Here is a 23,211-nt window from a genome sequence, read left to right as displayed (position 1 = left end):
AAAGGTAGGATCATATGAGTTATCTGTTAATGAATTTTCTTTATATCTCATATCGGTTGATTAAGGCTTTATCGAGAGTTACCTTGTATGTACTTGGGTATGGGGTTGTCTTCGCAGTGGTATTATTGTTGGTCATAAGTATTGCCAATGCAATCTAAGGACCGATTGTTACAGAAATAGAACTATAGGAGATCCGATGAGTGGCCTTGAAAAAGATTACTTGTATAAAACCTCGTGAAGGCACTCATTTCTATGATGCCATTACTGCTGCTAAATAACTTAAATGATGTAGAGTTTCGTACCGTGCATCTTAGTAGTGTTCATTTATCATCACGGATATTAGTGCCAAAGCAGTACTTGAAACTTTATATCGATTTTCTAAGAAAATGACTTAGGTAGTTGTGTAAAAGCAATCTCATTCCTTAAGATCATAGCATCATTAGTTTTTTTAAAATCGTATATCAGGTTGGTTTCAATGTAATAAGCACTGAGATGAAGTGTTAATACAATTTCAGTTCATAAAAATCAACATGAGTTTAAGGCAATATATTTACAGCAGTATGACCATGGCTTATAATACAAATAACTTAATAGTAGAAACGGGGAAGCACCTCGATATTGGTTAACCACCAATATTGAGGTGCTTTTTTTGTTTTTACAGTTAGAAGGGTAGGGAGACTATTGAAGAAGAGAAAGAAAGTTAGGGAGGCAGCACAAAAAGCAACTAAAGTTGTACTAGCGTTAGCTTTACTTGCACCCCCATTAGTGGCAAACGGTGTATTTACACCTGCGGCCTATGCAGCAGTAGATACTATTTCTGTTGTTTCCAACACGACATCATTAAAAGCTGTTCAATCTTCCGTAGTAAAAGTGGAGATGAACGATCAGGGTAATTACCGTATCATTTTATTACCAAACACCAACGTATTTTATGGTAGCAATGCCGGGAATGTTTCAACGTTCCTGGATTATAACGGGGAACGAATCAATTTCAACTCGCTGCCTTTAAATTACTTTAGAATTAATGACAATATCATTGAAATGTCACGTCAGAAAGATAATGTTGAATTCATCCTTCGTGTGTCGATTGTTAATGCAACATCACAAGGTGGGTACATGAAGGTTGAGTTAGAGGCAGTCAATCGAGGTAGTGGTAATCAAAATCTAGGTGGAACCTTTTACTGGGATACTATGGTGAACGGTAATGATGCTTCACCGTTTGAAGTTATTCAAAATGGCTGGAGAAATTATAGTGGTGGGGTGCAGATCACTGCTTTTTATGCAAACACATATAACGTAGTAAACGCAGATCGAATTTTTATGGGAGCTTATCAGAGCCCAGGGAACGCCAGCTTGACAGGCGGAAGTCCTCCTTCCTCTTTTTACGTGGGACAACAGATTACTGCAGGGGACACAGCTGCACAGTTTTGGTGGGATAAACAAACCGTTTCGAGCGGCGGATCGAGGAAAGTTTCAACCATTGTGGGAATTGGCCCACAGAATACACCGCCCTCATTTGCTTTAAGTTCTCCAGCTGCTAACCAATCCTACTACAAAGGTCAAACACTTCAGATTGCCGGTACTACCAAAGATACGGATATCGGTGATCTTCTGACTGTGAAGTGGTCTATAGATGGGGGGGCCGAAAATGTTCTTTCTACATTGACGGCCAATGGATCTAATCAACAATTTAGCAGTAATTATACACTGCCTTCAACCCTATCGGATGGCGCTCACTCCTTACAGGTGTGGGTTATGGATGATAAAGGTGGCGTTTCTACAGCAAACACAGTCAATTTTAATATAAGAAGTTTTGTTGTTCCGGGTCAGCCCGTAATCAGTTCAACTTCTACCAATGGTCTTACGGTCACCTGGGACAAAAAAGAGAACGAGTCAGCTGTGACCTATGAGTTACTCAATGTCACGACGAACCAAACGATTAATGCAGGTTCTGCTAATACAGCAACGGTTACTGGATTATCACCTAATACCAATTATGTCTTTAAAGTTAGAGCTAAAAATTCTAGTGGTTCTTACACGGATTATTCTACTCAAACTAGCAGTTATACCTATGCTAATACTCCAACTTCAGCAACTGTCACGCAGACAGGAAACTCACCAACCGTAAAATGGTCAGCGAATGGAAACCCAACTGGGACTACATACAAATATGAATTACGTGATGCAGATAGCAAAGTTGTAAAATCTGGGACAACGACAGCGACAACGCTGAATATTCCATTGGACGGAGTTGCAGATGGGAAATATAACGTGTTTGTCAGTGCGGTAAATGGAGGGGGAATTGCAACAGCATATACTGCGGCGGGCCAAATCATTAAGGATACCACGGCACCGACTGCACCTGAAGTATCGGTTGCTCCTTCAAGTTGGACTAATACATCTGCAATAGTGACCGTAAAAAACGGAACAGATGACTTAAGTGGTGTACAGAAAAGTCAATACAAAGTCGGATCAACCGGTGAATGGGTGGATTATAAAGAGCCATTTGAAGTTTCTAAAGAAGGTCTTCAGGATATCTATGCTAGAACAATAGACAACTTTGGAAATACAAGCATTGTTTCCTCTTCAACAGCTCGTATAGACAAAACTGCTCCGGAAGCACCTATTTTCTCATTGGATCCTTCTAGCTGGACCAATAAAGATGTAAATGTGACGTTATCTCCTGGTACGGATAATCTCAGTGGTGTTCAAAAAATCCAGTATAAAATCGGTCCCGGGGGTGAATGGAAAGACTATACAAAAGGCTTTTCCATTACTACGGAAGGACGAAGTGAAATTTACGGACGTTCCATCGATAATGCTTCAAATATAAGTGTTGAAGCAGTAGTTGAAGCTAAAATCGATAAAACTGGTCCAACAGCACCGAAGTTAACATTGAGTGATTTGGAGTGGACCAACAAAAACGTGACATTCACTATTACCGATGGGGTAGATGAGGGTAGCGGAGTTGCTAAGACGCAATATCGGTTTGGAGCTACAGGAGCCTGGGTTGATTATGTAGCCGAAGAAACCATTTCAGCAGAAGGTGAAACTGAAATATTTGCAAGAACGGTGGACAACGTAGGTAATGTTGGAGCATTGTCATCAGCTCTGGCAAAGATTGATAAGACGGCTCCGTCAACTCCTCAAGTCTTGTTGAGTGAATCATCCTGGACACAGGATTCGGTTATGTTCTCTATTAATGGAAGTACAGATCATAATCCAATCCATTACGAATATAAAATCAATGATACCGAGTTCGTGAAAGGAAGTACTGGAACAATTCATGATAACGGTATTACTACTTTAACGGTAAGAGCACGTGATGCAGTCGGCAATGTAGGAGAAGAAGTTGTCAAAAAAGTATTTATTGATAACCTTGACCCGTCAATTTCAATTACTCCGAATACTACAGATTGGACGGATAAAAACATTGACGTTTCTATTACTTACTCTGATGTACACTCAGGAGTGGATCCAAATCAACGATATTTTAAAATCACTAACAGTGCAGAAGCACCCGTAAGTTGGGATTCTGCTGATGAAAATGAAAAAATAGTTACTATTGATTCTGAAGGGACATGGTACGTGCATGCCAAAGTACAAGATAATGCAGGGAATTCAGTCACTACCGTGACTTCCCCGCTCAGGCTACAAAGGCTGCCCGAAGTACCTGAACATTTAAAGGTAACTAATGTCTCTGAAGGGACCGCAAAAGTTTCTTTTGATCTACCTGAAGATGTACTCACAGATGGGTATCAATTTGAAATTGAAAACACAACAACAGGTCAGACTTGGAGTCTAGACTACCCTTCAAATGAGATTTTAGATGAAGCTCTATACGGTGGAAACAGGTATGAATACAGAGTACGTGCCATGAATCATGTTGGACACAGTGACTTCTCAAGTACTGTTTCTACGCTCACACTACCACTTGCTCCAGAAAATGTTGTAATTCAAAAGGTTGGGACTGATTATAGTCAGGCGAGTGTTTCCTTTGATCCCGTGACGAGCGCTTCTTCCTATAGAATCATAGCGAGAGATAGGAACAATCAAATTGTTTCTGATCAAATCGTACATGGTACAAGTGCACAGTTAATAAGTGGACTTTCTGCAGGGACGGTCTATTCCGTAAGTGTAATTGCCATAAATGAATCCGGAGAAGGCTCTAGTCGAAATGCTGGTTTCTTATCTTTACCATCTGCTCCTGGTCATTTTGCAAGTGTACAAATAGAGGAAACGAAAATAACACTCGGTTGGGATACGGTCACTTCAGCAACCTATTACTCATTGAATAGAGATGGTGAATCGCTATTTGAAGGACCTAAACTGACCTTTACAGACTCTGGTCTTGAATCAGGGACGTTATATCAATATGGACTAAGTGCTTCCAATGAAACAGGAACGGGCGAGACAGTTACTTTAAATGGACTGATGACACTACCTGGTAAAATACAAGGTTTACAAATCGTGAATCCGACTCAGCATTCGTTGGGCTTAACATGGCAGGCAGTTCAAGGAGCTGACCACTATGTGATTGTTCAAGAAGGCAGAGAGTATTTAACCGTCCCTAGTGAACAAACCACAGCTGTTGTCCAAGATCTTGCTCCGGGAACATCGTATTCCTTTGAAGTTTTTGCAGTGAATGAGAGTGGACAAGGTTCATCTGTTTCGGCAAGCTCTATCACCGTCCCTGATCAAGTACAAGAATTAAAGTTAGATTCAATAACTGAAACAAGTGCTACCGTTTCATGGCTTCCCGTACCTGGGGCAGATAGATATCGACTTAAGATTGGAGACCGTTCATTTGAAGTTGCGGGGACTCATCTAGAACTTACGGGGCTTTCAGGTAGTAATGTGTACAACTACACAGTGGAAGCAGGCAACAACTCTGGTTATAGTGATTCTGTAGGAGGCGAATTCTTAACCAATCCTCACTCGCCTAATCAAGTTGAAGTGACTGAGACGACTGAGACGACTATAAGCCTTCGCTGGGAAACAGTAGCAACCGCTAATTCGTACATTGTCTCTATGGATGGACAAATTGTCGGAACTCCGACTTCAGCAGAATTCGAAGTCAATGATCTTATTCCAGGTTCAAAGCATACATTTACTGTTCAGGCTATAAATCAAACAGGTGAAAGTCAGAAGACAGCTTATGTATGGATGACTAAACCTTCATTCGTTACAAATGTTCAGTCATCCCCAGCAACGTATAAAGCAGAAGTGAATTGGGAACCCGTAACCGGAGCTATTGAATATATTATTGAACACGACGACAACGTATTGTATCAAGGGACGGAGACTTCTCTCGAAATAACCGGACTTTCGGATGGAACGAATTATGAATATGTGATTCATGCTGTCAATGAGTTTGGTGTCAGTTCCCAGAATTCAAAATTTGGATTTAAGACGCTGCCACGAAAACCCGTTAACGTGAATACGGTAGACATCGAGAAAGAGTCACTAACGCTTGATCTCTCTGATACACAAGTAACAGGAGCTGACACATATGTGATTAAACGCAATGGGGTACTTATTGCGAAGATTCCTTCATCAGATATCAGATACACAGATAAAGGACTTCTTCCAGGTACTAAATACAGTTATTCGATTCACGGGGAGAACACTAGTGGAGCAGGAGAAGTTAGGACGGTTCAAGTTACGACAAAGACAGAAGTCGTAAATGAGAACTCTATTGTAGTTCATCCTGAAACGAATCAAATTAACGTGACATGGTCTCCAGTCAAGGGAGCTGTTTCTTATCAAATTTTAAATAATGAAACGGGCGATAAATATTCAACTTCGAATTTGGAGAGTATCATTCCTAGCTTAAGTGCGGGTTCAATTTATTCGTTTACCATCACTTCTTTTAATGTAGAAGGTATTGAATCCGAGCCTCTTACATTTACAAGCTTAACAAAACCGACAGCACCATCTACAGCCACTATTAGTGGTATAACGGATACCTCCCTAACTATCGATTTATCCATGAGTGCTGTTCGCGGAGCTGAAGAGTATATCATTGAACGTGACGGTAAGGAAGTTGGACGAATCCCGTTGAATGAAACTTCATTTAAAGAAGATGGACTAGAAGCTGGAGAAGAATACACTTATGTTATTAAAACTTCAAATAAGTCAGGTGAGAGTGTAACAGGATTTGCACTAACAGCAAGAACCGTTCCAGCTACATCTTCAAAACTAGCTGAAGTTCTGTCTGTATCAGATAATAGCGTATCGATCTCGTGGGATAAAATTCAGGGGGCAGAGGGGTACAAAGTTTATTTTGACTCAGAATTAATTACTATAACGACCGAATTTAGTGCATCAGTGGACAATTTAATCAGTGCACAAACGTACAATAATATTCGTGTTGTTCCATTTAACAATGCAGGCGACGCCATAGCATTCTCGGTAAAAGAATTTACGACGCTTCCAGTAATTAAAGGGTTGATCGTGAATTCAAAACCTAAAACAACGGAAGCTGAGCTTTCATGGACTCTTCCATTGAAGAATGAAATGATGGTCATTGAGTATCAGGGCGAGGAAGTTTACCGAGGACAAGAAACTAACTTCACTCTAACTGAATTAAGAGCGGGAACAAACGAAGAGGTTTCATTTATCACGGAGAACAGCCAAGGAGATCGATCAGAAGAATTTACTCATTCTCTACTTACATTACCTGCAGCTCCTCCAACTGTGAGTTACACATCTACATCGAATGGAGTATCTCTAGATTTTGCTTTAAGTAAGGTAAAAGGGGCTACAGCTTACATTGTTCAACGAGGTGGAGAGGAAATCGGCCAAGTCACAGTGACGGAGTCTGTATATAATGATGAAAACCTTGAGCCAGGAAAGACATATAAATACTTCATTAGAACCTTAAATGACACGGGTATAAGTGAGGAAGGTTTTGCATTAGATGCAACAACACTACCCGCTGATATGACCATCTCTCCATCTATTGATAAAAGAGATGTCGATGGAGTAGAGATTTCTTGGGAGCCTATTATAGGTGCAACAGGATACAACCTATATGATGATGATACAATCATTACATCCACGGAGAACACATCATTCTCATTGACTGGACTTCGCAGCTCTACGAAATACGGAACATACCGAATAGTTCCATTTAATGAAGTTGGTGAAGCTAAGGGGATCGATGTGCCGATCTTTGAGACGCTACCAAGTGGAGATTTCGAGGTAAAAGCTGTAGGTAAAACCACGAATGAAGTTGATTTCACCTGGACGCTCCCATCCGCCAACGAAATTTTCGTTCTTGCTCATCATGGGACAGAAGTATATAGAGGAAAGGATCAGCACTTTACGCTGAAAAATCTTAGTGGGGGAACAGTGTATTTGATGGAAGCTTGGACAGAGAACGAGAATTCTGACCGGAGTGAAGTTAAAGAGATCACTGCTCGGACTTTGGGCTTCCTCGCACCTTCTGGAGGAAATTTCAGCGGGCAACCTGTATCAAAACCTACAGAATCAATTAAAGATGTACCTGCTGATCTTGAGGTAGTACCAACTCCGCCTGTAAAACAAGTGTTCTTTGAAGACATAGACAGTACTTTTAATAAGGAACAGATCATATTCTTGGCGCAACAAGGAGTAATCTCAGGGATTAGCGAAACTAAATTCGAGCCGCAACGTGCGATCACAAGAGCGGAATTCACTGCATTAATCGTCCGTTTAATGGGAATTGAGTCGGCAGAATACAAAGGGACTTTTAAGGATGTAAGCCCAGAAGACTGGTTTGCAGAATATATTGCAGCCGGCATTAAAAATAAGGTTATAGCCGGTATGGGAAACCAAGTGTTCGCACCACATGAACTTATAACAAGAGAACAAGCATCGGTGATCTTAGCTAATGTGTTGAGAGGAATGAACGCTTCAGGAACTAGTGAACAGCAGAGATTTGTGGATGAGACCAAAATTTCAGGATGGGCAGCTGATAAAGTAAACTACCTATCTGAATTAGGATTAGTCAACGGGTATCAAGATGGTTCGTTTCGTCCGTTGAAAGATCTCACTCGGTCTGAGGCAGCAGCACTAATTTTCAGATTGATGGAAGTGGTCCACAAGGATTTGGAGAATAATAACAAGAAGTCACAATAGGAAGGTTAACATTTCCTAATGCACCAAAAGTATGAAAATGGTAAAATGAAAATTCATTAGGTTACGACAAGGAGCACCTTGAAATGGTTTTTTCAATTTCTGGGTGCTCCACCTATTGAATTAGGAGGTAATCACTTGACCCTACATAAAGTTCCATCAAACCATAAGGAAGAACTTAGCGAAATTGAGTTTCTCCAATTAGTACTTAGTCTTCTAGAATCAGAATTGAGCTATTTTGCCTCATACTACTCAGATGATCGTATCTCATGCAATCAGAGAGAAGATGAAGAACAGTTGAACTTAGAAATACAAAATATCCAATGTAGAATTCAAACGTTAATCGATGATCAACCTATGATTAATATAAAAGTAAGGAAATAAATATTTCCGAGATTAATGTTTGACTATCTCGAGTGATATCGTTAGATACAATAGGGTCTATGAAAATAATAAATCGAAAGCAATTGCCACCTTAGAACATTCATACCTGTACCAAACGGCATAATTCCACGTTCCTCCAATTTATTTATGAGGTTTTCCCACAGAATTCTCCTTGGTTCCTCAAGTGGTGCCTTTGAAGACTATTTTGATCAGAGAGAACTTCTAAAATATGAGCATAAGTGGATGACAGTTACAGAAAAAACGATAAGCGCTATAATGATAAAATAGTGATCTGTTTGTTGGAGGATGAATTAAATGCTGGAAAGAGAGAGAGCTCTTGATCCCGAATCAGTAGGGAGAAAAATCCGTGAAATTAGGAAAATAAAAGAATATACACTTATCGATCTCGCCAATAAACTAGGTTATGCTACAGGTAAACTGAGCAACATCGAAAAGGGTAAACGAGCTAAATTTCCCTTTGAAGAATTAGTTGACATTGCAGGTGCATTAGAAGAACCGGTTGAGTTATTTATTATAGATGAATCGGATCAATATATAACGGAACAAGAAAATATTAGACAGCAAATAAGCTTAGCGAAACATCGTCTCAGCGTAGGTTTATTGGACGGGTTGAAAACTTCTCTTCATGAACTGCAAGAAAATATAGAAATACTATCATTTAAGAAAATGATAATACACATTAACTTTCTTTGGGGAGAATACTATAGAGAGCTGTTGGATTATGACATGGCCTCGGAGTATTATAATGAAGTAATTAATGCTGAAGTCTATGATAAAGATAGCGTTGAAGTAAAGATACGCACCTATAATGCTCTTGCGTCGCTTCAGTTACAGGAGCGTCATATTAAAGATGCGATCACAACACTTAAAAAAGCTTTAAACTTCGTTGAAAAAGATGACAGGGTTCTTAGTTTAGATATTTCGAATGTACATTATAACTTAACTCTTATCTATATACACATCGGTTATATGGATCTTGCCGAATATCACGTACAAACTTGTATTGAAACAATTGAAGGAAGAAGCGAACAGGCTTATTATCATGCACTCTACCTATTATCCATAACCTATTGGCTCAAAGAAGAATATGAGAATGCTAGAAAATTGTTATTTCGTTCGATGAACTGGTTTCAAAGACAACGCGACTTAGCAAGTCTATTTAATTCACTAGAGTTCATTTTTGTAATGTATCGTGTTAAACCACATCTTATTATTGAAGATATGTTTCAATATTTAAGAGAGGTTACTGCTGTTACAGTTCCCGAAAACATTGTGTCCCAGAAAGTAAGATGTCTTTTCATGTTAGTAGAGCTGGAAATAGAAAAAAAAGAATATCTCGTAGCGGAGAGTATACTTGCCACATGTAAGGAATACATTAAGGAATATTCGTTCTCTGAAGGATACCGAGCATATGTACTAGAAGCGTTGCTTATTAGAGAAGTTAGCAAAGATGCGATAAAGGAGCGCTGTGCTCTTGAGAAGGCACTCAGCTTTTTTCAAGGGTCTGATCGCTCACCTCAAAAAGCACATATTTTATATCAACTCGGGAAGTTAAACAGTTCTGACAATAGGGGTACGATGTATGAAGAGGCTCTTAGCATTTTTAATGATAATCTTCATGAACAGGCGTATTTTAGTCAGAATAGTTTTTCGATTCTCCCTCACTTACGGTATTAAGGAAATCCATTGGACTTAGAGAATGACTCAAGATCTCGTTTTTAAATGTTGGTGTACTCACTAACCAACCTAGCGACAAAAAATAGAAGCATCTTGGTGAGATAACCCCTAAGGTGCTTCTACTGTCAATTATCATTCGTTTGATCGCCAAACTTGTGTACGTGATTTAGCACGACTTTTTTGCTTCTGTTTGTCTTCTTTAAGTTTTTGGCCAAGATAGGTAACTAATTGATTTTTCTCTTGTAGTGTAATTTGTAAATCATTGAATAGCAATTCTTCAAGTTGTTCCCAAGCTTGTTGTAGTGCTTTAACTTCAACTTCTTTCTTCTCATCCAAGCTAGCTATGTATTCAGCATCTACATTTGGATTTAGAGCAGGATTGATTTCACTATAATCCATAGGCTCACGTGCTTTTAAAATTTCAGTTAATTCGTTCAGTATTACAATTTTCCTGGAGTTATTGTTATCCATGTTACGTTCAGACATTACTGGACCGCCTTTCTAAATACGTTCCTAATGTATAAACTAACCCATTCTCTATTCAATTGTCAAAACATTGAGTAACATACTCTTGTCTATCATTTAGCAAGGGGCTATAATGAAACTAGAAATTGAATATTCGGAAACTGGAAGCACCAGTTATAGCGAGCCTTCGCTATAGCTGGTGCTTCTTTTTTTGTTTTAACAGGTTTTCAAGGTTTCAATTTCATAATCAGAATAAGAGGTAGAAGGAGGATGCCAATGGAAAAGGTTGCTAACAACAATACAGATGAAAGAATGCCTCCCCAATTAAGATCGTTCATAAGGAAGTGGTGGATCGACAACCGAGAGCGACTGGATGAGTGGTATCGTATTTATTTTCATACGATTATAGTCACAATGATGATTGTCATCAATATGTGGCTCGGATTTTCATCATTTCTTATTTTTTTTGCACAATGGTTTAATGTGGATTCCGGGACTATGGGTTTTTTAAGCGTTTTCTTTGAAGAACCTCCTACACTGTTAATCATGTTACTTGATTTCATTTATGTTCCACTTCATCATTATGAAACGTTGTGGATACTGATCGTGTTAAATTTTCCTATCTTAACTTGGATCTATTCCACGGTAACCCAACCCATTATGCGGGGGTATAAGACTTTAATTAGCTGGACTTCCAAAAAAGGAAGAATAGCTGCTGCAATTCTGTCTGGAATACCTTTCTTATGCTCATTCACAGCTGTTTTTTCTTGGTATGTGCGAAACTACCTCTTCGACTTCTTTGTGACTGTTCAATCGGACAAAGACTATTTAGTCGTTAGGTCTATGGAGAGCTTTGGGTTTGTTCTTATGTGTATTCCTGTTTTCATCTCCCTCTTTGCAGTGTACATAGTTGCAAAAGAATTCTATCGAAATGAAGATCTCCAGTTACTGTTTTACAACTGGGAGTTTTCTTTACTTGCAAGCCAGTCCTTCACGCTGCGTGGTAAATCATCTGACGTGATTGTCGGATGGGAGAAGGATACGAACAAACCTATCGTATTGACTGAAGGCTCACGATATTTACACGAGTTGATTGTTGGTGCTACCGGTACTGGTAAAACCTCTACATCTATTCTAATACGTATCGTTCAAGACTTAATTCGAATCGCAAGAGGTAGGAAGTTAGGTGTTGTTGTTCTCGAACCCAAAGGTGATTTGATCCGAGATGTGCAAAAGCTTTGCAGAGAACTAGGGATACCTGACCATAAAATTAAAATTGTCGATCCAACCGATTTGGTAAGATCTATTAAGTTTAACCCTTTTGTTGGACCACTAGAGTCAGCTGCTGAAACGTTTAGAGGCGTATTAGATGCGTTGGCAGGTGACCAAGATGAATTCTTTAAAGGTCAGCAAAGTGAAACGGCAAGTTTGTATACGATGTTAGGAAAAATCCGTTATGGAGATTTATTTTCCATTGTACAAATGCAGCAGATGTACACGGATCCTCGGTACCTTGCGAATATCACGGAGGAAGTTCGTAAAGCAATCGATAGCGAACAAGCTGATCCAGAACTTGACCCAAACAAGAAATCTGTTCTCCAGCGCTACGACAGGATCGTATCATACTTTGAAAGTGAGGTCCTGGATTATAAAACGTTCCGAGACAAAGAACAAAACGTTCATCCGGTGACTTATCCATCAGGGCACAAATACGAAGGTAAACAAATCATTGAAAACAAAAAAGACAAGTACGTTGCCGGTGGTAAAAAGTATCTAAACGATATCGTCATGAATGAAATGTTATCCCAACTCATGGTGGCTAATGAAGGGGAAGAGGCATTAAATATAGATCAATTCCTTCAAGATGGAGGCGTGCTTCTGGTTAATACCGCACTTGGTGAATTAGAAGAACTAAGTCTATCTTTTGGACAGTTCTTTATTCGTCAATTTCAATCCTCTGTATTTCGACGTCCACCAGAAGAAAATGGGTATAAACGCTGTCCTGTTTTCCTCAATATCGATGAATTCCCACTATACATTAACGAAGCTTTTGTGCGTTTGTTAACACTTGGTCGTTCATTTAAAGTCGGAACGCTTATTGCAATTCAGTCACTGGGTCAGCTGAAAGCTGTTGTGCAGGGATATGACAACACTGTGCTGAATTCTGCGCGGAATAAGACCGTATTTGGGGGAGGGGAATATGAGGATAATGAGCGCTTCTCTAATAACTTTGGTGAAGAAGTGCAGGTCGAAGAATCTTCCAATGAGTCAATGACACCGGTCAGTATGCCTAACCAGTCCTGGGGGATGCGGCATAATATGCAAAGAACCCTTGCAGCGAGATTCACTCCAACGGATATAAAGGAGCAAGAATTCAAACACTTCATTGTTGATTTCGTTGATGCAGATGGTAGTGTGAAAGCCCCTACCCGTGCGTACGGTAAGTTTATTACCGAAACTAAATACCTTTCGAAGTTTATGAATATCGGTAAAATTGAATTCGAGACGAAAGACCACAAACCTTTGGCTATTGCAGCTCACAAACTGGCTCACATCCACTTATTAAAGCCGTTGTTCAACGATAAAGCAGCAGACGATACGGGTGAACGTGAATCTGCGGACATCTCAGAGCAGCCAGTGCAACAGAAAGAAGAAGATCTGGTGGAACTGTTACCGACTTCCCCATCCATGATGACACGTGAATACAATGAAACGGAGCAGTCCGCAGCTATGCTTGATTCATCAGTAGCTAACGTGGTAGCCATGGATGATTTCTTAAGGAATCGGGGTCAAACTACAACCAATCCTTTAGAAGAAAAAGAGTCAGAACCTGCATTGATTCCAGTGGATGAAGAGGAGACGTTCAACCTAACGAGTTCAAGTACTACACCTCCGAAATCAATCAATTTATTACTGGAGGATGAAGAGGATTATCGTTTTTATTCAGAAACATTACAGGATATTAGTATGAAGCCCATGACAGATAAGGTTGTTTCAGAAAACACTGATTCGAAAGATGATCAACAGTCCGCAGACCTGAGCCTTTCACTGCCTTCAGGTGTTGAAAGTTCATTGAATGACTTATTCATAAAACTAGGTCACAAGAACATGGATCCGCAAGATCTAGGTAGCGAACCAGAACTAATAGATTCAGATGAAGGCTGGGGGATTCAGGATATCGAAATAGATCAAGTGACTGAACAGAACACAACTGATCAAACAAAAAAATACATTGAACATCAGTTACCCACTAGGACAGGTCAAGCGGATCAACTTTCTAACACCTTTATTGATCCGGAACTTAGCGACTTAGTTGCTACGGGGAGGGGTGCCCGAACTAAGCAAAAAGAAATAGCTCAGTCCCGAATAACCAAATTGGACAGCACTGTTATAGACGATGATTGATAGTTGACAATATGGAAGATTGTCATTACTATTATAAGTAATTGAATAAGTTCGGATCGGGGAAGCACCTCGCACACATGTCATCGACATGTGTACGAGGTGCTTCTTTTTTTGTTTTCCGGGCGAACATGTATATTCTCAAATAGATTAGGAAAGCTGAGGGGTAACTATGCGCCAAATTGAACAACGCTTTGATAATGTTGGGGATGAAAAACTAGGATGGGCTGATATTAAAGAATCGCAGCGTGTGAAACAAGTTCTTTATGCTGAAGCTATCGGATTAGAAACATTGAGTTTGGGTGACAAAAAGGAAGAAATGTTAAAACTCAACTACAAAGGAGTTTTTGGTTATCTTCCTAAGTCCCGGATTGATAATTACGAATTCAAAGGACTTCATCATTTTCTGGGAAAAGAATTCGAATTTGTTGTAGAGACGGTGGATATCGAGGGCCATTGGTTTTTAGCTGATCGGATTCAAGCACTTGAGGTTTCTGCAAGGCGTTTTTGGAAGTCTGCTAAAGTAGGACAAGTTATGGTCGGATTTATTCGTGGTATTGATATGTCTCGCCTGTATCTACTCGTTGAAGGTGTTCCAGTCGTGATGAACAGTGAGGAAGTTAGTTACTCTTATATTGAAGATATGCGAAGCGAATTCGAGATCGGTGATACTCTCGATATTAAAATTACGAAACTCGAAGCTCCTACAGAGGAAAACCCAAGTGGGCTTCTTGAAGTCAACGCGAAAGTTCTATCGAGAGATCCATGGGGACAAATTGGCGACTACAAAGAAGGCGGATCATACACAGCGGTTATTACTAAAATTCACCCAGAGCATGGTGTGTTTTTGGAGCTTGTTGGTGTATCTGGTTTAACTGTTCGCACGAACTTCCCACCAAACGCGAATCCGGATGTGTTGAAGAAAGGGAAAAAAGTAACCGTTAAAATCCTCGAGATTAATCACCGGGATAGACGAATTAAGGCCATCACTATCCTTCCTCAGAGATCCATCAATGCTGGAAATAGACGCGGCGTTCGTGTGATACACTAATGGTTACAAATTCAAGAGTTCTTCAATTTGAACAATCTGGATCTGATTTGCATGCGAAGCAACATCCTGCTTCATTATTCCAGACAGTACCTCCAGAAATGAATCCTTATGGCCAGGATTCCCCAGGAGACATTGGAGAAATGTTACTGCCAGACGGATCTGAGTTTGGATTATTTAGCGATCCGTATGCACAGCAAGTCTTCATTAAAGCAAATGAAGGGATACGAAATGGTCAGTACTGGTTAGAAACGAGGTTATCAGATGGCCATTTCACTGAAAAAGAAGTTAAACTACTTGATCTGCTTTCTACTATTAAAATAGCAACAAGAAGTCAGATACACAGATCCTTAAATCCAGGTCAAGAAGATGATCGGAGTACGGTTGATTTCATTAAAAAGTGCAGGAAGAATGGAGTTATATGTGCCTTTTCATGGGTTTCACCTTTAACTGGTGCTCAGCAGCGTAAAAAGCCTCAAGTATATGCTTTAACTAAAGCAAGCGCACAAGCAGCTGAACTTATTTTCCAAAAGAGACTTCCAGACAAGTTCTGGCTCCAACCGATCGTTTTCCCACCTGGGCGATCTCCATCTATGGATATTTTCTTTCTGGATTTAGCGGCAAATGAATTGTATAGCGAATTGGTGCGGATTGACCGCTTGGTTGAATGGACCAGACGTCCGCCTATCAAAATCCCCAATGCCCAGTCTAATCATTATCCTTATGCCTCCTTTAGAGTCATTAAAGATATAAATGATTTTAAATTGTTCTGGATAGAGGTATTTCGTCCATCTCGAGACTGGATCAACAAAGTCATTACGAGATTTCAGCGTATGGAACTCGCGTTCACGTTCTTACCCGAACATCAAAGACCAACCCGGGTTATTATGATTGTGGATGGAGATAGCCGGGTTAAGTTTCTTTCTGAATTGCAACGAAAGTATATGCCAAGTGTCGAGGTTCGCTACACTACGGATGAACGTTTACTTTCTGGCATTGGACCAGAAACGTTTATCAATTACCATATGGAAAAGGATTCTTTGATCGGTGTTTCCATACCGTATTTGAAAGCAGGATACAAGGGGATGACGGCTTCGGAGTATTATTCAAATTTGCAACCAGATATTGAAGATGATGACGATATTTAATATAGGCGAGATAGGGTGTCTTCAAAGACAAATAATTGCTTTTTCATAACCTGATGGTTTTAGTTGACAACTTATATTCATTTATTTAGAGTGTGAATATAATTGTTATGATTTGATAATTATTACTTTTAATAATGTAGATACAAGCTGAACTATATAAATAAATTAGAACGGGGACTGAAGAAGATGAGTGGTAATTTTGAGAACTTTCCGGTTGATTTAATTATTATTAGCGATAAATTGGATACTAGAACGAAGCTTAAGTATCTGAAGATGTTTTATATTGAGGAACAAGGTTACGTGGCAGCAAGCACAAGTGATACATCATATAACCTTTTTAAAGTAGTCGAAACCGAAGGTGCATCGTCTGAGCTACATGACATTGTGGATGATTTGGAATGGAAACGAGCGAATGACCATCTTCTTACATATTATAAAGATGTATTGAACTAATAGAAGTGTCCCCACTTTCCTGGCATTCAGCCAGGTTTTTTCATAATCACAATGTTTTGTGCCATGAATCTTAGGTAAATCTTGCGAATTATGTAATTTGGTCGACAGCACCAAGGTTGTAGGGTTTTAACCTATTAAAGATTCGGATAATAGACTTAATGCTGCCGAGCTATTACAATACAAAGGAGAATTCTGCGGAATGAAGGTGAGTAAAGATATGTCTAAATTTAAAGACCTAATATCCAATGAGATTTCTTCCCTTGCTCAAAAAACGGTTGCCATGCAAAAAGTTGGAATAGATTCCGAGAAAATTGAGAGTCTTACTCAGAGCGACTTGCAGATTATCTCAAAAGGGTTTATGAATAGTAATCTGCACGAGTTGAAACCCCTATTGGAGAAATATAGAGATAAAGAGAGGGAGCTATTAAAGAGGTACTTAACGATACAAAGCTCCGGTCAAAAAATTACAGAAGCAGATCGCTTAGAACAGGTGCATCATGATTTAATTATCAAAGCGATTGAACTGGCAATCCAAATGAAACGGGAATATAGAAAACAATATAACTCGCATTCTCATATCTTAGAGAAAAATTTAATTAAAGGCGGACTCTTTCTTAGTGGAACACCTCACGGGATGAACAAACTTACAGGAGGGGATATCCTGGAGTTAGAACGACGTGGTTTCCGTCCTATGATATACAAGAATGATAATGGGGCTTTATTAAATACGTATGATACAAGAGTGTTAATAGGGCTGTTTAAATTGTGGTTGAATCAAGGCAAGAATAAACAAATCAAGTTCGAATTTAAGGACCTTGCCGAGGCTATGATTACGAAACCTTCTGGGGGAGAGTACAAACTAATTCATAAGAGTTTAAAAAATATCGCAGCGACGTGGATAGAGTACAAGGAATATTTTGATCCTGCGATCTCTGAATACTACTCTGCTACGATTCAACATAGACCGATTAAGAGTTTAGCCTGGATTGCACGGACTCAAGAAGAGGAAGGAAAGGAACGAGCTGCAGTAATAACTTTCCATGAAGTACTACATGATTCATTACTGGCTGGCAATTATCTTTTCATTAATATGGTGATTTACAATGAGTTGCCCACCTCCTATGCAAGAATGATTTATTTAAATATTTTAGATGCTATTGAGAATGGGACTACGTCATTCTCGTTGGATCAGCTCATGGATCATATTATTCTGAAAGATGGAAATGATGCGAATTTTAATCGTGCGAGGACCATTCGGACGATCGAAACATCTTTTGCGCACCTGTTGGATGCAGATATCATCTCTGATTTCAAAATGTGCAAAAGCAAACGTAAGTTTACCCATATTGAGTTTACACCAAGTGAGTGGCTTCAGGGTCACCGAGGCAAGACGGGAGCAATTGAACTTGACTCGTCCCAAAAAATGCTTTGAGAGCTGTTGGTACAGGCTCTCTAAGTACAATTTTTGTTTACTATTTATTTCTGGTCCAATGTTCAACATACATTCTACTCCGTAAAATAACATACATTTTACTCCCTAACAAACCATACATTTTACTCCGTCATGGTTTATTTCTTGTTCTTGTTTTTTTACCCTCCAGAATGAAACGCACAAATAGCGAGATGGAAGTTTAAAAACTGTGGATTATTCGGTCGAATATAAAATATATTTCGCGAGAATCACGGAGTAGAATGTATGTTAATGAACGGAGTGGAATGTATGTTGGTGGGAGTAAAAGGTATATTGTAGGGAGTAGAATGTATACTTAAGGGAGTGGAATGTATTATTGAAGGAAGTATACATTCTACTCCGTCATTGATCATACATTTTACTCCGATTGACCAACAAAGATGGTTAATGATAATGTCGAATTAGGTAAAAAGGTAAATCATTCCTTAGACTTGTGGATAAAATTAGAATCTCCATTTTAAGGGGTTCTGCTTGAGGAAAATCATTGTCTTACTGCGTCAAGTTTCATGGTTAACTAGACCAAAGAAATTTCTTTAAAAGCTGTTTTAGTTTTTATATTGCGAATTTTAGCGATGGATCAATCCCATTCTACCACTTACATCATTGGAGTCCATTTATATAGAGAAAGGAGGCCCAACGTGACTGAGATTGTATTTGAAATCACCCAACCTAAAGATAAAGAATCCGGATCAAAGGATATTGCGCTAACCGATGGTTTTATTGATGCGCTTTTTTCAATCTCCGAAAAGATACACACCAGTGAAAAGTTTAGAACACGTTCTAATGGAGTTGGCCGGTTAGTGTGGCATGTGACAGAAGCAGACATCATGCTCATGGTTACACTACACGTGTGTTTTAATTCAGAAGGTAAGCTTGAAAATGTATCAAGACACCAAATCTATAAAAAGCTTTATGATCTCTATGAAGATCCGTGTTGCGATGATCAATTTTACATAGCATTTGAGAAATTTGTACGTTTGGGCCTCATTCAAGAAAAGCTATCTGGCGTCACAAGTGAGTTTTCTCTTACAAACTTTATTAATCCGGATACGAATAAGATTAGTCGTCTGGTTGTCGTAAACCCTTTTGTCTTTTCTAAGGGCTTTACGGATCTTCCTATTTCTGCGCAAAAGTTAGTTTTTGATCTGCTTCGTAAACAAGGTAACGAGAAAGAGAAAGAGGTCTTTTACTGGCTCAATAAAGATAAGGGGATATTAAAACAGCTCCATAAGAAGCATGTGTACGAGTTGAAAAATATACTCCATCTTCTTTCAACGACAACCATACAACATCAGAAGCCACTCATAACATCTTGGAACATCGAGGCTAGAAGAGGGACCACCTCACCAAAATTGACGGTAATCGTCAATGAAGCTTATACAAGCAAATATGTTCCTGGAACCCAATATAGAGATGTCTTGCAAGGCAAAAAGACATATAGAAGGGTTATTAGACATCTCAAGAATCTCCTCTCTAAAAATTTGATTGGAGAGTTTGAGTATCTTAATGATGGAAGTGACTTCTATCAATTAGTTCGCTTGCTGCGTGGGAAAAGTTATAAGTATATGGTTTATGTGATCGAGAAAATCAGGGAATTATATGAAAAGAATCGGATGTTCCCGATTAATATTATGGAATTCATAAGAGATGAGATGCGTCACAAAGGTATGGTGACTTATCTGGAAATCGCGAAGCAAACGGGGGTATATAAGTTTATATGCCCTCGTAAATTAGATGAGAATAGATTATACGAATTTGCAGCTGCAGCAAGTATGTTCAGCCAACGTGAATTTACTAAACTTTGTTTGGCTTCCGTCAGATCCTTAGAAGGTAGTTATACAAGGCCACCGGCATTTAGCCTATATGATTATACTCAATCTAATGAGTTACAGTATTATCTTGATGCGGTAACGATGAGGAATCACGCTTTCTCACTAAGGAAATGTCCTGACAAATATAAAGAACTTGAGATTCAAGCACTTATTCGCTTAGAGAATGAATATGAAACACGAGCAGTGCGAGAGTGGATGATCAACAAAATAGAGATGTTGCCAGCCTGGACTACAATTCCAGATGTTCCTCTCGACTTCAAACTTGAACATCATATTCTAACTAAAGAGCATACCGCCTAGCCTTCTTTGATCAGTAAAAAAAGAGGGCTATTCGTTTTGATGAAATAGTTATGTCTGTGAATTCTTACGACACAGACTATATTGTAATTGTTAAGGGAGAGAAGAGGGTAAACAACGGATCACTACGAACCGTTGTTTTTTTTGACATTGTTCATATAAATACAGAATAAAAATTGAAATCTAATCAGAAAGAAATAATTTTCCTCGTAGAAATACAGAAAGATACTGTAGATAGTTTGATAAGATGTATCATCATCATATAGTTTTCATATAAATACAGAGTCACTTAGTAGATTAAATTCTGTATTGTGGACAATTGCCAAGTGTCATAAGTCAGTTATATTCAAAAGTATTTTCCTCTCCAATATTTTCTGTAATCATATGACTGATTTTTAGTTATTCCTGTATTTATCAGATTCGTATTACCATAGTTCTGTATTTATCTGTTGATAAGTCTTTACACGTATATGGGACGAGTATGTACCCGGTTCTATATCGATCTTTTATTAAGTAGATCATTTAAAAATAGTTTCTCCTACAGTCTTCACATCATTTTATTTGCTTTCTCAAAAGGATTAGCTATGGTAAAATACAGATATACCAACAGCTGTTAATGCCTATAAGTCCTAGCTTGCGCAAAAGGACAATTCTATTTCAATGCACTTCTCTTTCGAGTGACCAACTATCTCATGCTGAGATACCTATTCCTTTTTAGGATGTATTGGTCATTGGAAAGAGTTAGTGTATTTTTTTGTCGTTTTACGAATTTAGGGAAGAGGAGAAACTGTGATGGCTAAATTTATAAGTGAAGAAACGATTGATGAAGTCAAAAATGTTACAGCGTATGAATTGGCTGTACAAATGGGTTACAGCGTAAAAAGTTCAGGCACTTCTTGGGTCACGTATTGTCCCAACCCGAATCACTGCTCAGAAAAAAGACCTAAAACATATATCTCCAAATATAAAGGTATTTTTAAGTGCTTTGATGGAGGAGGTTGTGGTTGTAAAGGTGCAGATGCGATAACCTTTTATTGTTGGAGTCAATTCGGAGAATGGGACAGAAAACACTTTTTTAATTGTATCTTAGGAATCGCAGAGATCATGGGAATTAATGTTGTGTATGAAGATGGTCAATCTAAGCGTTCTGATGAAGATAAAACTCCCAAATATCAGGTGCGACCTTTCATTGAAGAGGTTAAACCGCAATCGGATGAAATATGTGATCGAGTGTACCGCAGATTCCTTTCCTTGTGCCCGATATATGAAGAACATGTCCATGAATGGAGATCTAAAAGAAAATACTCTGATCAAGAAATTGTAGCGATAGGGCTCCGGTCAGTGCCTAAGAGTTACAAAGAATTGAACATAATTATTCGTACATTATTAAGTGAAGGCTTCTCTTTAGAGCGCGTTCCAGGATTTACAAAGAGGCTTCGGAAAGGCGGAAATCCCATTCATGAGGGAGATTGGTTCTGGACTATCTCTGCATCGGGGAAATACTTTATTCCTTTGCGAAATGCAAGAGGGCAAATGATCAGATTGCGTGTATCAACCGGAAGAGATGATAAAAAGTACATGTGGTTTTCTTCTGCTCCTAACATTGAGTATGTTGATGATGTATATGAAATGAGAAAGGCTGGTGCATCCTCTGGAGCACCATTAAACATCATTGCACCTTCTTCAATACTTCAAGCCTGGGAGACAGGAGTAGAAGTCACTAAATATCTTGCGTCAGATGTTGTTGTTTGTAGCGAAGGCGAACATAAATCCTATATATCTAGCAACATACTTCAAAAACTATTAATTGGTATACCTGGCGTAGGTATTTACAAGGATGTGATCCCCCTCCTTCGTCAATGGAGAACCCAAAAGCTAGTGATTGCTATGGATATGGATGCTCTCTTAGACGAAACGAAAGAAGCAGGAAAGAATAAGTACGTATTTGAACATCTGACAGAGTTTGCAAAGCAAGCTTTAGATGATGAGGGCATTGAAGTTGTCATTTGGTGCTGGGATCCACAATTGGGGAAGGGACTCGATGATATCTTATTGCAGTCTATTTTACCCATTGAAATAGACTTACGTACCAAAGCAAGACGTCTAGTTACTTTATGAGTGAGCGTTGTTAAACCTATTCTTTAGTATATGAGAAGGTAAACGCTCGTTGCGACGTTTAAAGTTATTAGACGCAACCGACGGTTGGTGTCACTCAGCTACTTTCTTCGGCCTCGACCTTATCTAACTCTCATATCATGCATAATCAATGTAATTCAATATTATAAATAGCTTCCAATGAAACCAAGAAACTTTAGCAGGCTAAATTCAAGCTCGGTCATGGTAGTGATCTTTTGGTAAAAACTTTTTTCTCTGACGTATTTCTACGATCTGTGTTTTGGAGTTGGGAAGCTGGAATCTACACTCAGTACGGAGCAACTACCGTATCCCAATTTAGAATGAGTGGCAAAATACTAGTACACATTACAGACCTATGTGGGATAACTTCCATTCGTTTTCGAAAGTGTTTGAAAGGACTTGGGAAATACTAAAAATCAATTGTTACTCGATGTTGTGACGCTTTTTGTGACGTTTGAGAAATGGGACAAGCTGTTGACAGGTATGAATTTATAGTATGGACTAATCTCTTTTTGTTGTTCTTTCCTCCTTGCCTCTTATCTTATCTCATCTAATCCTATAGCCCCACTTCTTTTGGCAGAGTATAATCACTTCAAAATTGGGAAGTGAGGTCTACATATGTTGTACAAAAAGAATTTCTATCTAGTCTTTGCACTTGCTTTATATTTTCTGGGATTCGCTTCTGTTCCTTCATTGACTAGGCTTCATCCAGCTCCAAACATTCAAATCATCTCTTTATTGTTGTTCTTTGGTTTG

Annotated in this window: 11 protein-coding genes; 10 read left to right on the top strand and 1 reads right to left on the bottom strand. The window is 38.9% G+C overall.

Annotated features, from left to right (window positions below; translation table 11 throughout):
• Positions 1–681 precede the first annotated feature (681 nt).
• The 3 genes from F0220_RS31140 (at position 682) to F0220_RS31130 (ending at position 10,203) form a co-directional block, all read left to right on the top strand.
• Positions 682–8,124 (top strand): fibronectin type III domain-containing protein, encoded by a 7,443-nt coding sequence (locus F0220_RS31140; protein ID WP_149847058.1) that lies wholly within the window; start codon positions 682–684, stop codon positions 8,122–8,124.
• Positions 8,125–8,259: 135 nt separating this feature from the next.
• Entirely contained in the window at positions 8,260–8,505 is a 246-nt protein-coding gene (locus F0220_RS31135) for a hypothetical protein (RefSeq protein ID WP_101314347.1), read from the top strand.
• A 315-nt stretch (positions 8,506–8,820) separates the two neighbouring features.
• A complete protein-coding gene (locus F0220_RS31130; RefSeq protein WP_149847057.1) occupies positions 8,821–10,203 on the top strand; it encodes a helix-turn-helix domain-containing protein in 1,383 nt (460 codons plus the stop codon).
• Between the two features lie 132 nt (positions 10,204–10,335).
• Here F0220_RS31130 and F0220_RS31125 read toward each other — a convergent pair whose 3' ends face one another.
• Complete coding sequence (locus F0220_RS31125; RefSeq protein ID WP_100526668.1) at positions 10,336–10,689, bottom strand: hypothetical protein; 354 nt, start codon at positions 10,687–10,689, stop codon at positions 10,336–10,338.
• A 255-nt stretch (positions 10,690–10,944) separates the two neighbouring features.
• On the opposite strand from F0220_RS31125, the gene F0220_RS31120 reads away from it, so the two are divergent.
• From F0220_RS31120 to F0220_RS31090, 7 genes are all read left to right on the top strand, one after another.
• Entirely contained in the window at positions 10,945–14,073 is a 3,129-nt protein-coding gene (locus F0220_RS31120; RefSeq protein ID WP_149847056.1) for a type IV secretory system conjugative DNA transfer family protein, read from the top strand.
• A 169-nt stretch (positions 14,074–14,242) separates the two neighbouring features.
• Positions 14,243–15,121, top strand: a complete 879-nt coding sequence (locus tag F0220_RS31115) for a S1 RNA-binding domain-containing protein (RefSeq protein ID WP_149847055.1) — start codon at positions 14,243–14,245, stop codon at positions 15,119–15,121.
• Positions 15,121–16,266, top strand: a complete 1,146-nt coding sequence (locus F0220_RS31110) for a hypothetical protein (protein WP_149847054.1) — start codon at positions 15,121–15,123, stop codon at positions 16,264–16,266. Before F0220_RS31115 ends, F0220_RS31110 begins: the two co-directional genes overlap by 1 nt.
• Before the next feature lie 186 nt (positions 16,267–16,452).
• On the top strand, positions 16,453–16,719 hold the full coding sequence (locus F0220_RS31105; protein WP_091036794.1) for a hypothetical protein: 267 nt from the start codon (positions 16,453–16,455) through the stop codon (positions 16,717–16,719).
• A 199-nt stretch (positions 16,720–16,918) separates the two neighbouring features.
• Entirely contained in the window at positions 16,919–18,151 is a 1,233-nt protein-coding gene (locus F0220_RS31100; protein WP_091036796.1) for a hypothetical protein, read from the top strand.
• Positions 18,152–18,828: 677 nt separating this feature from the next.
• On the top strand, positions 18,829–20,322 hold the full coding sequence (locus F0220_RS31095) for a hypothetical protein (RefSeq protein WP_149847053.1): 1,494 nt from the start codon (positions 18,829–18,831) through the stop codon (positions 20,320–20,322).
• 789 nt (positions 20,323–21,111) lie between these two features.
• Positions 21,112–22,437: a CHC2 zinc finger domain-containing protein gene (locus F0220_RS31090; RefSeq protein ID WP_149847052.1), complete on the top strand. Its 1,326-nt coding sequence runs from the start codon at positions 21,112–21,114 to the stop codon at positions 22,435–22,437.
• The last annotated feature ends 774 nt before the right edge of the window (positions 22,438–23,211 follow it).

Source organism: Paenibacillus sp. 37, assembly GCF_008386395.1.
Taxonomy (GTDB): Bacteria; Bacillota; Bacilli; order Paenibacillales; family Paenibacillaceae; genus Paenibacillus; species Paenibacillus amylolyticus_B.
Note: the sequence above shows the minus strand (reverse complement) of the source record. Positions and strands in the feature narration are given on the sequence as shown.

Excerpts from the sequence above, each read along its gene's own strand:
- F0220_RS31090 (WP_149847052.1), top strand. The coding sequence starts at position 21,112 with ATGGCTAAATTTATAAGTGAAGAAACGATTGATGAAGTCAAAAATGTT.
- F0220_RS31105 (WP_091036794.1), top strand. The coding sequence starts at position 16,453 with ATGAGTGGTAATTTTGAGAACTTTCCGGTTGATTTAATTATTATTAGC.
- F0220_RS31125 (WP_100526668.1), bottom strand. The coding sequence starts at position 10,689 with ATGTCTGAACGTAACATGGATAACAATAACTCCAGGAAAATTGTAATA.
- F0220_RS31115 (WP_149847055.1), top strand. The coding sequence starts at position 14,243 with ATGCGCCAAATTGAACAACGCTTTGATAATGTTGGGGATGAAAAACTA.
- F0220_RS31110 (WP_149847054.1), top strand. The coding sequence starts at position 15,121 with ATGGTTACAAATTCAAGAGTTCTTCAATTTGAACAATCTGGATCTGAT.
- F0220_RS31100 (WP_091036796.1), top strand. The coding sequence starts at position 16,919 with ATGAAGGTGAGTAAAGATATGTCTAAATTTAAAGACCTAATATCCAAT.
- F0220_RS31130 (WP_149847057.1), top strand. The coding sequence starts at position 8,821 with ATGCTGGAAAGAGAGAGAGCTCTTGATCCCGAATCAGTAGGGAGAAAA.
- F0220_RS31120 (WP_149847056.1), top strand. The coding sequence starts at position 10,945 with ATGGAAAAGGTTGCTAACAACAATACAGATGAAAGAATGCCTCCCCAA.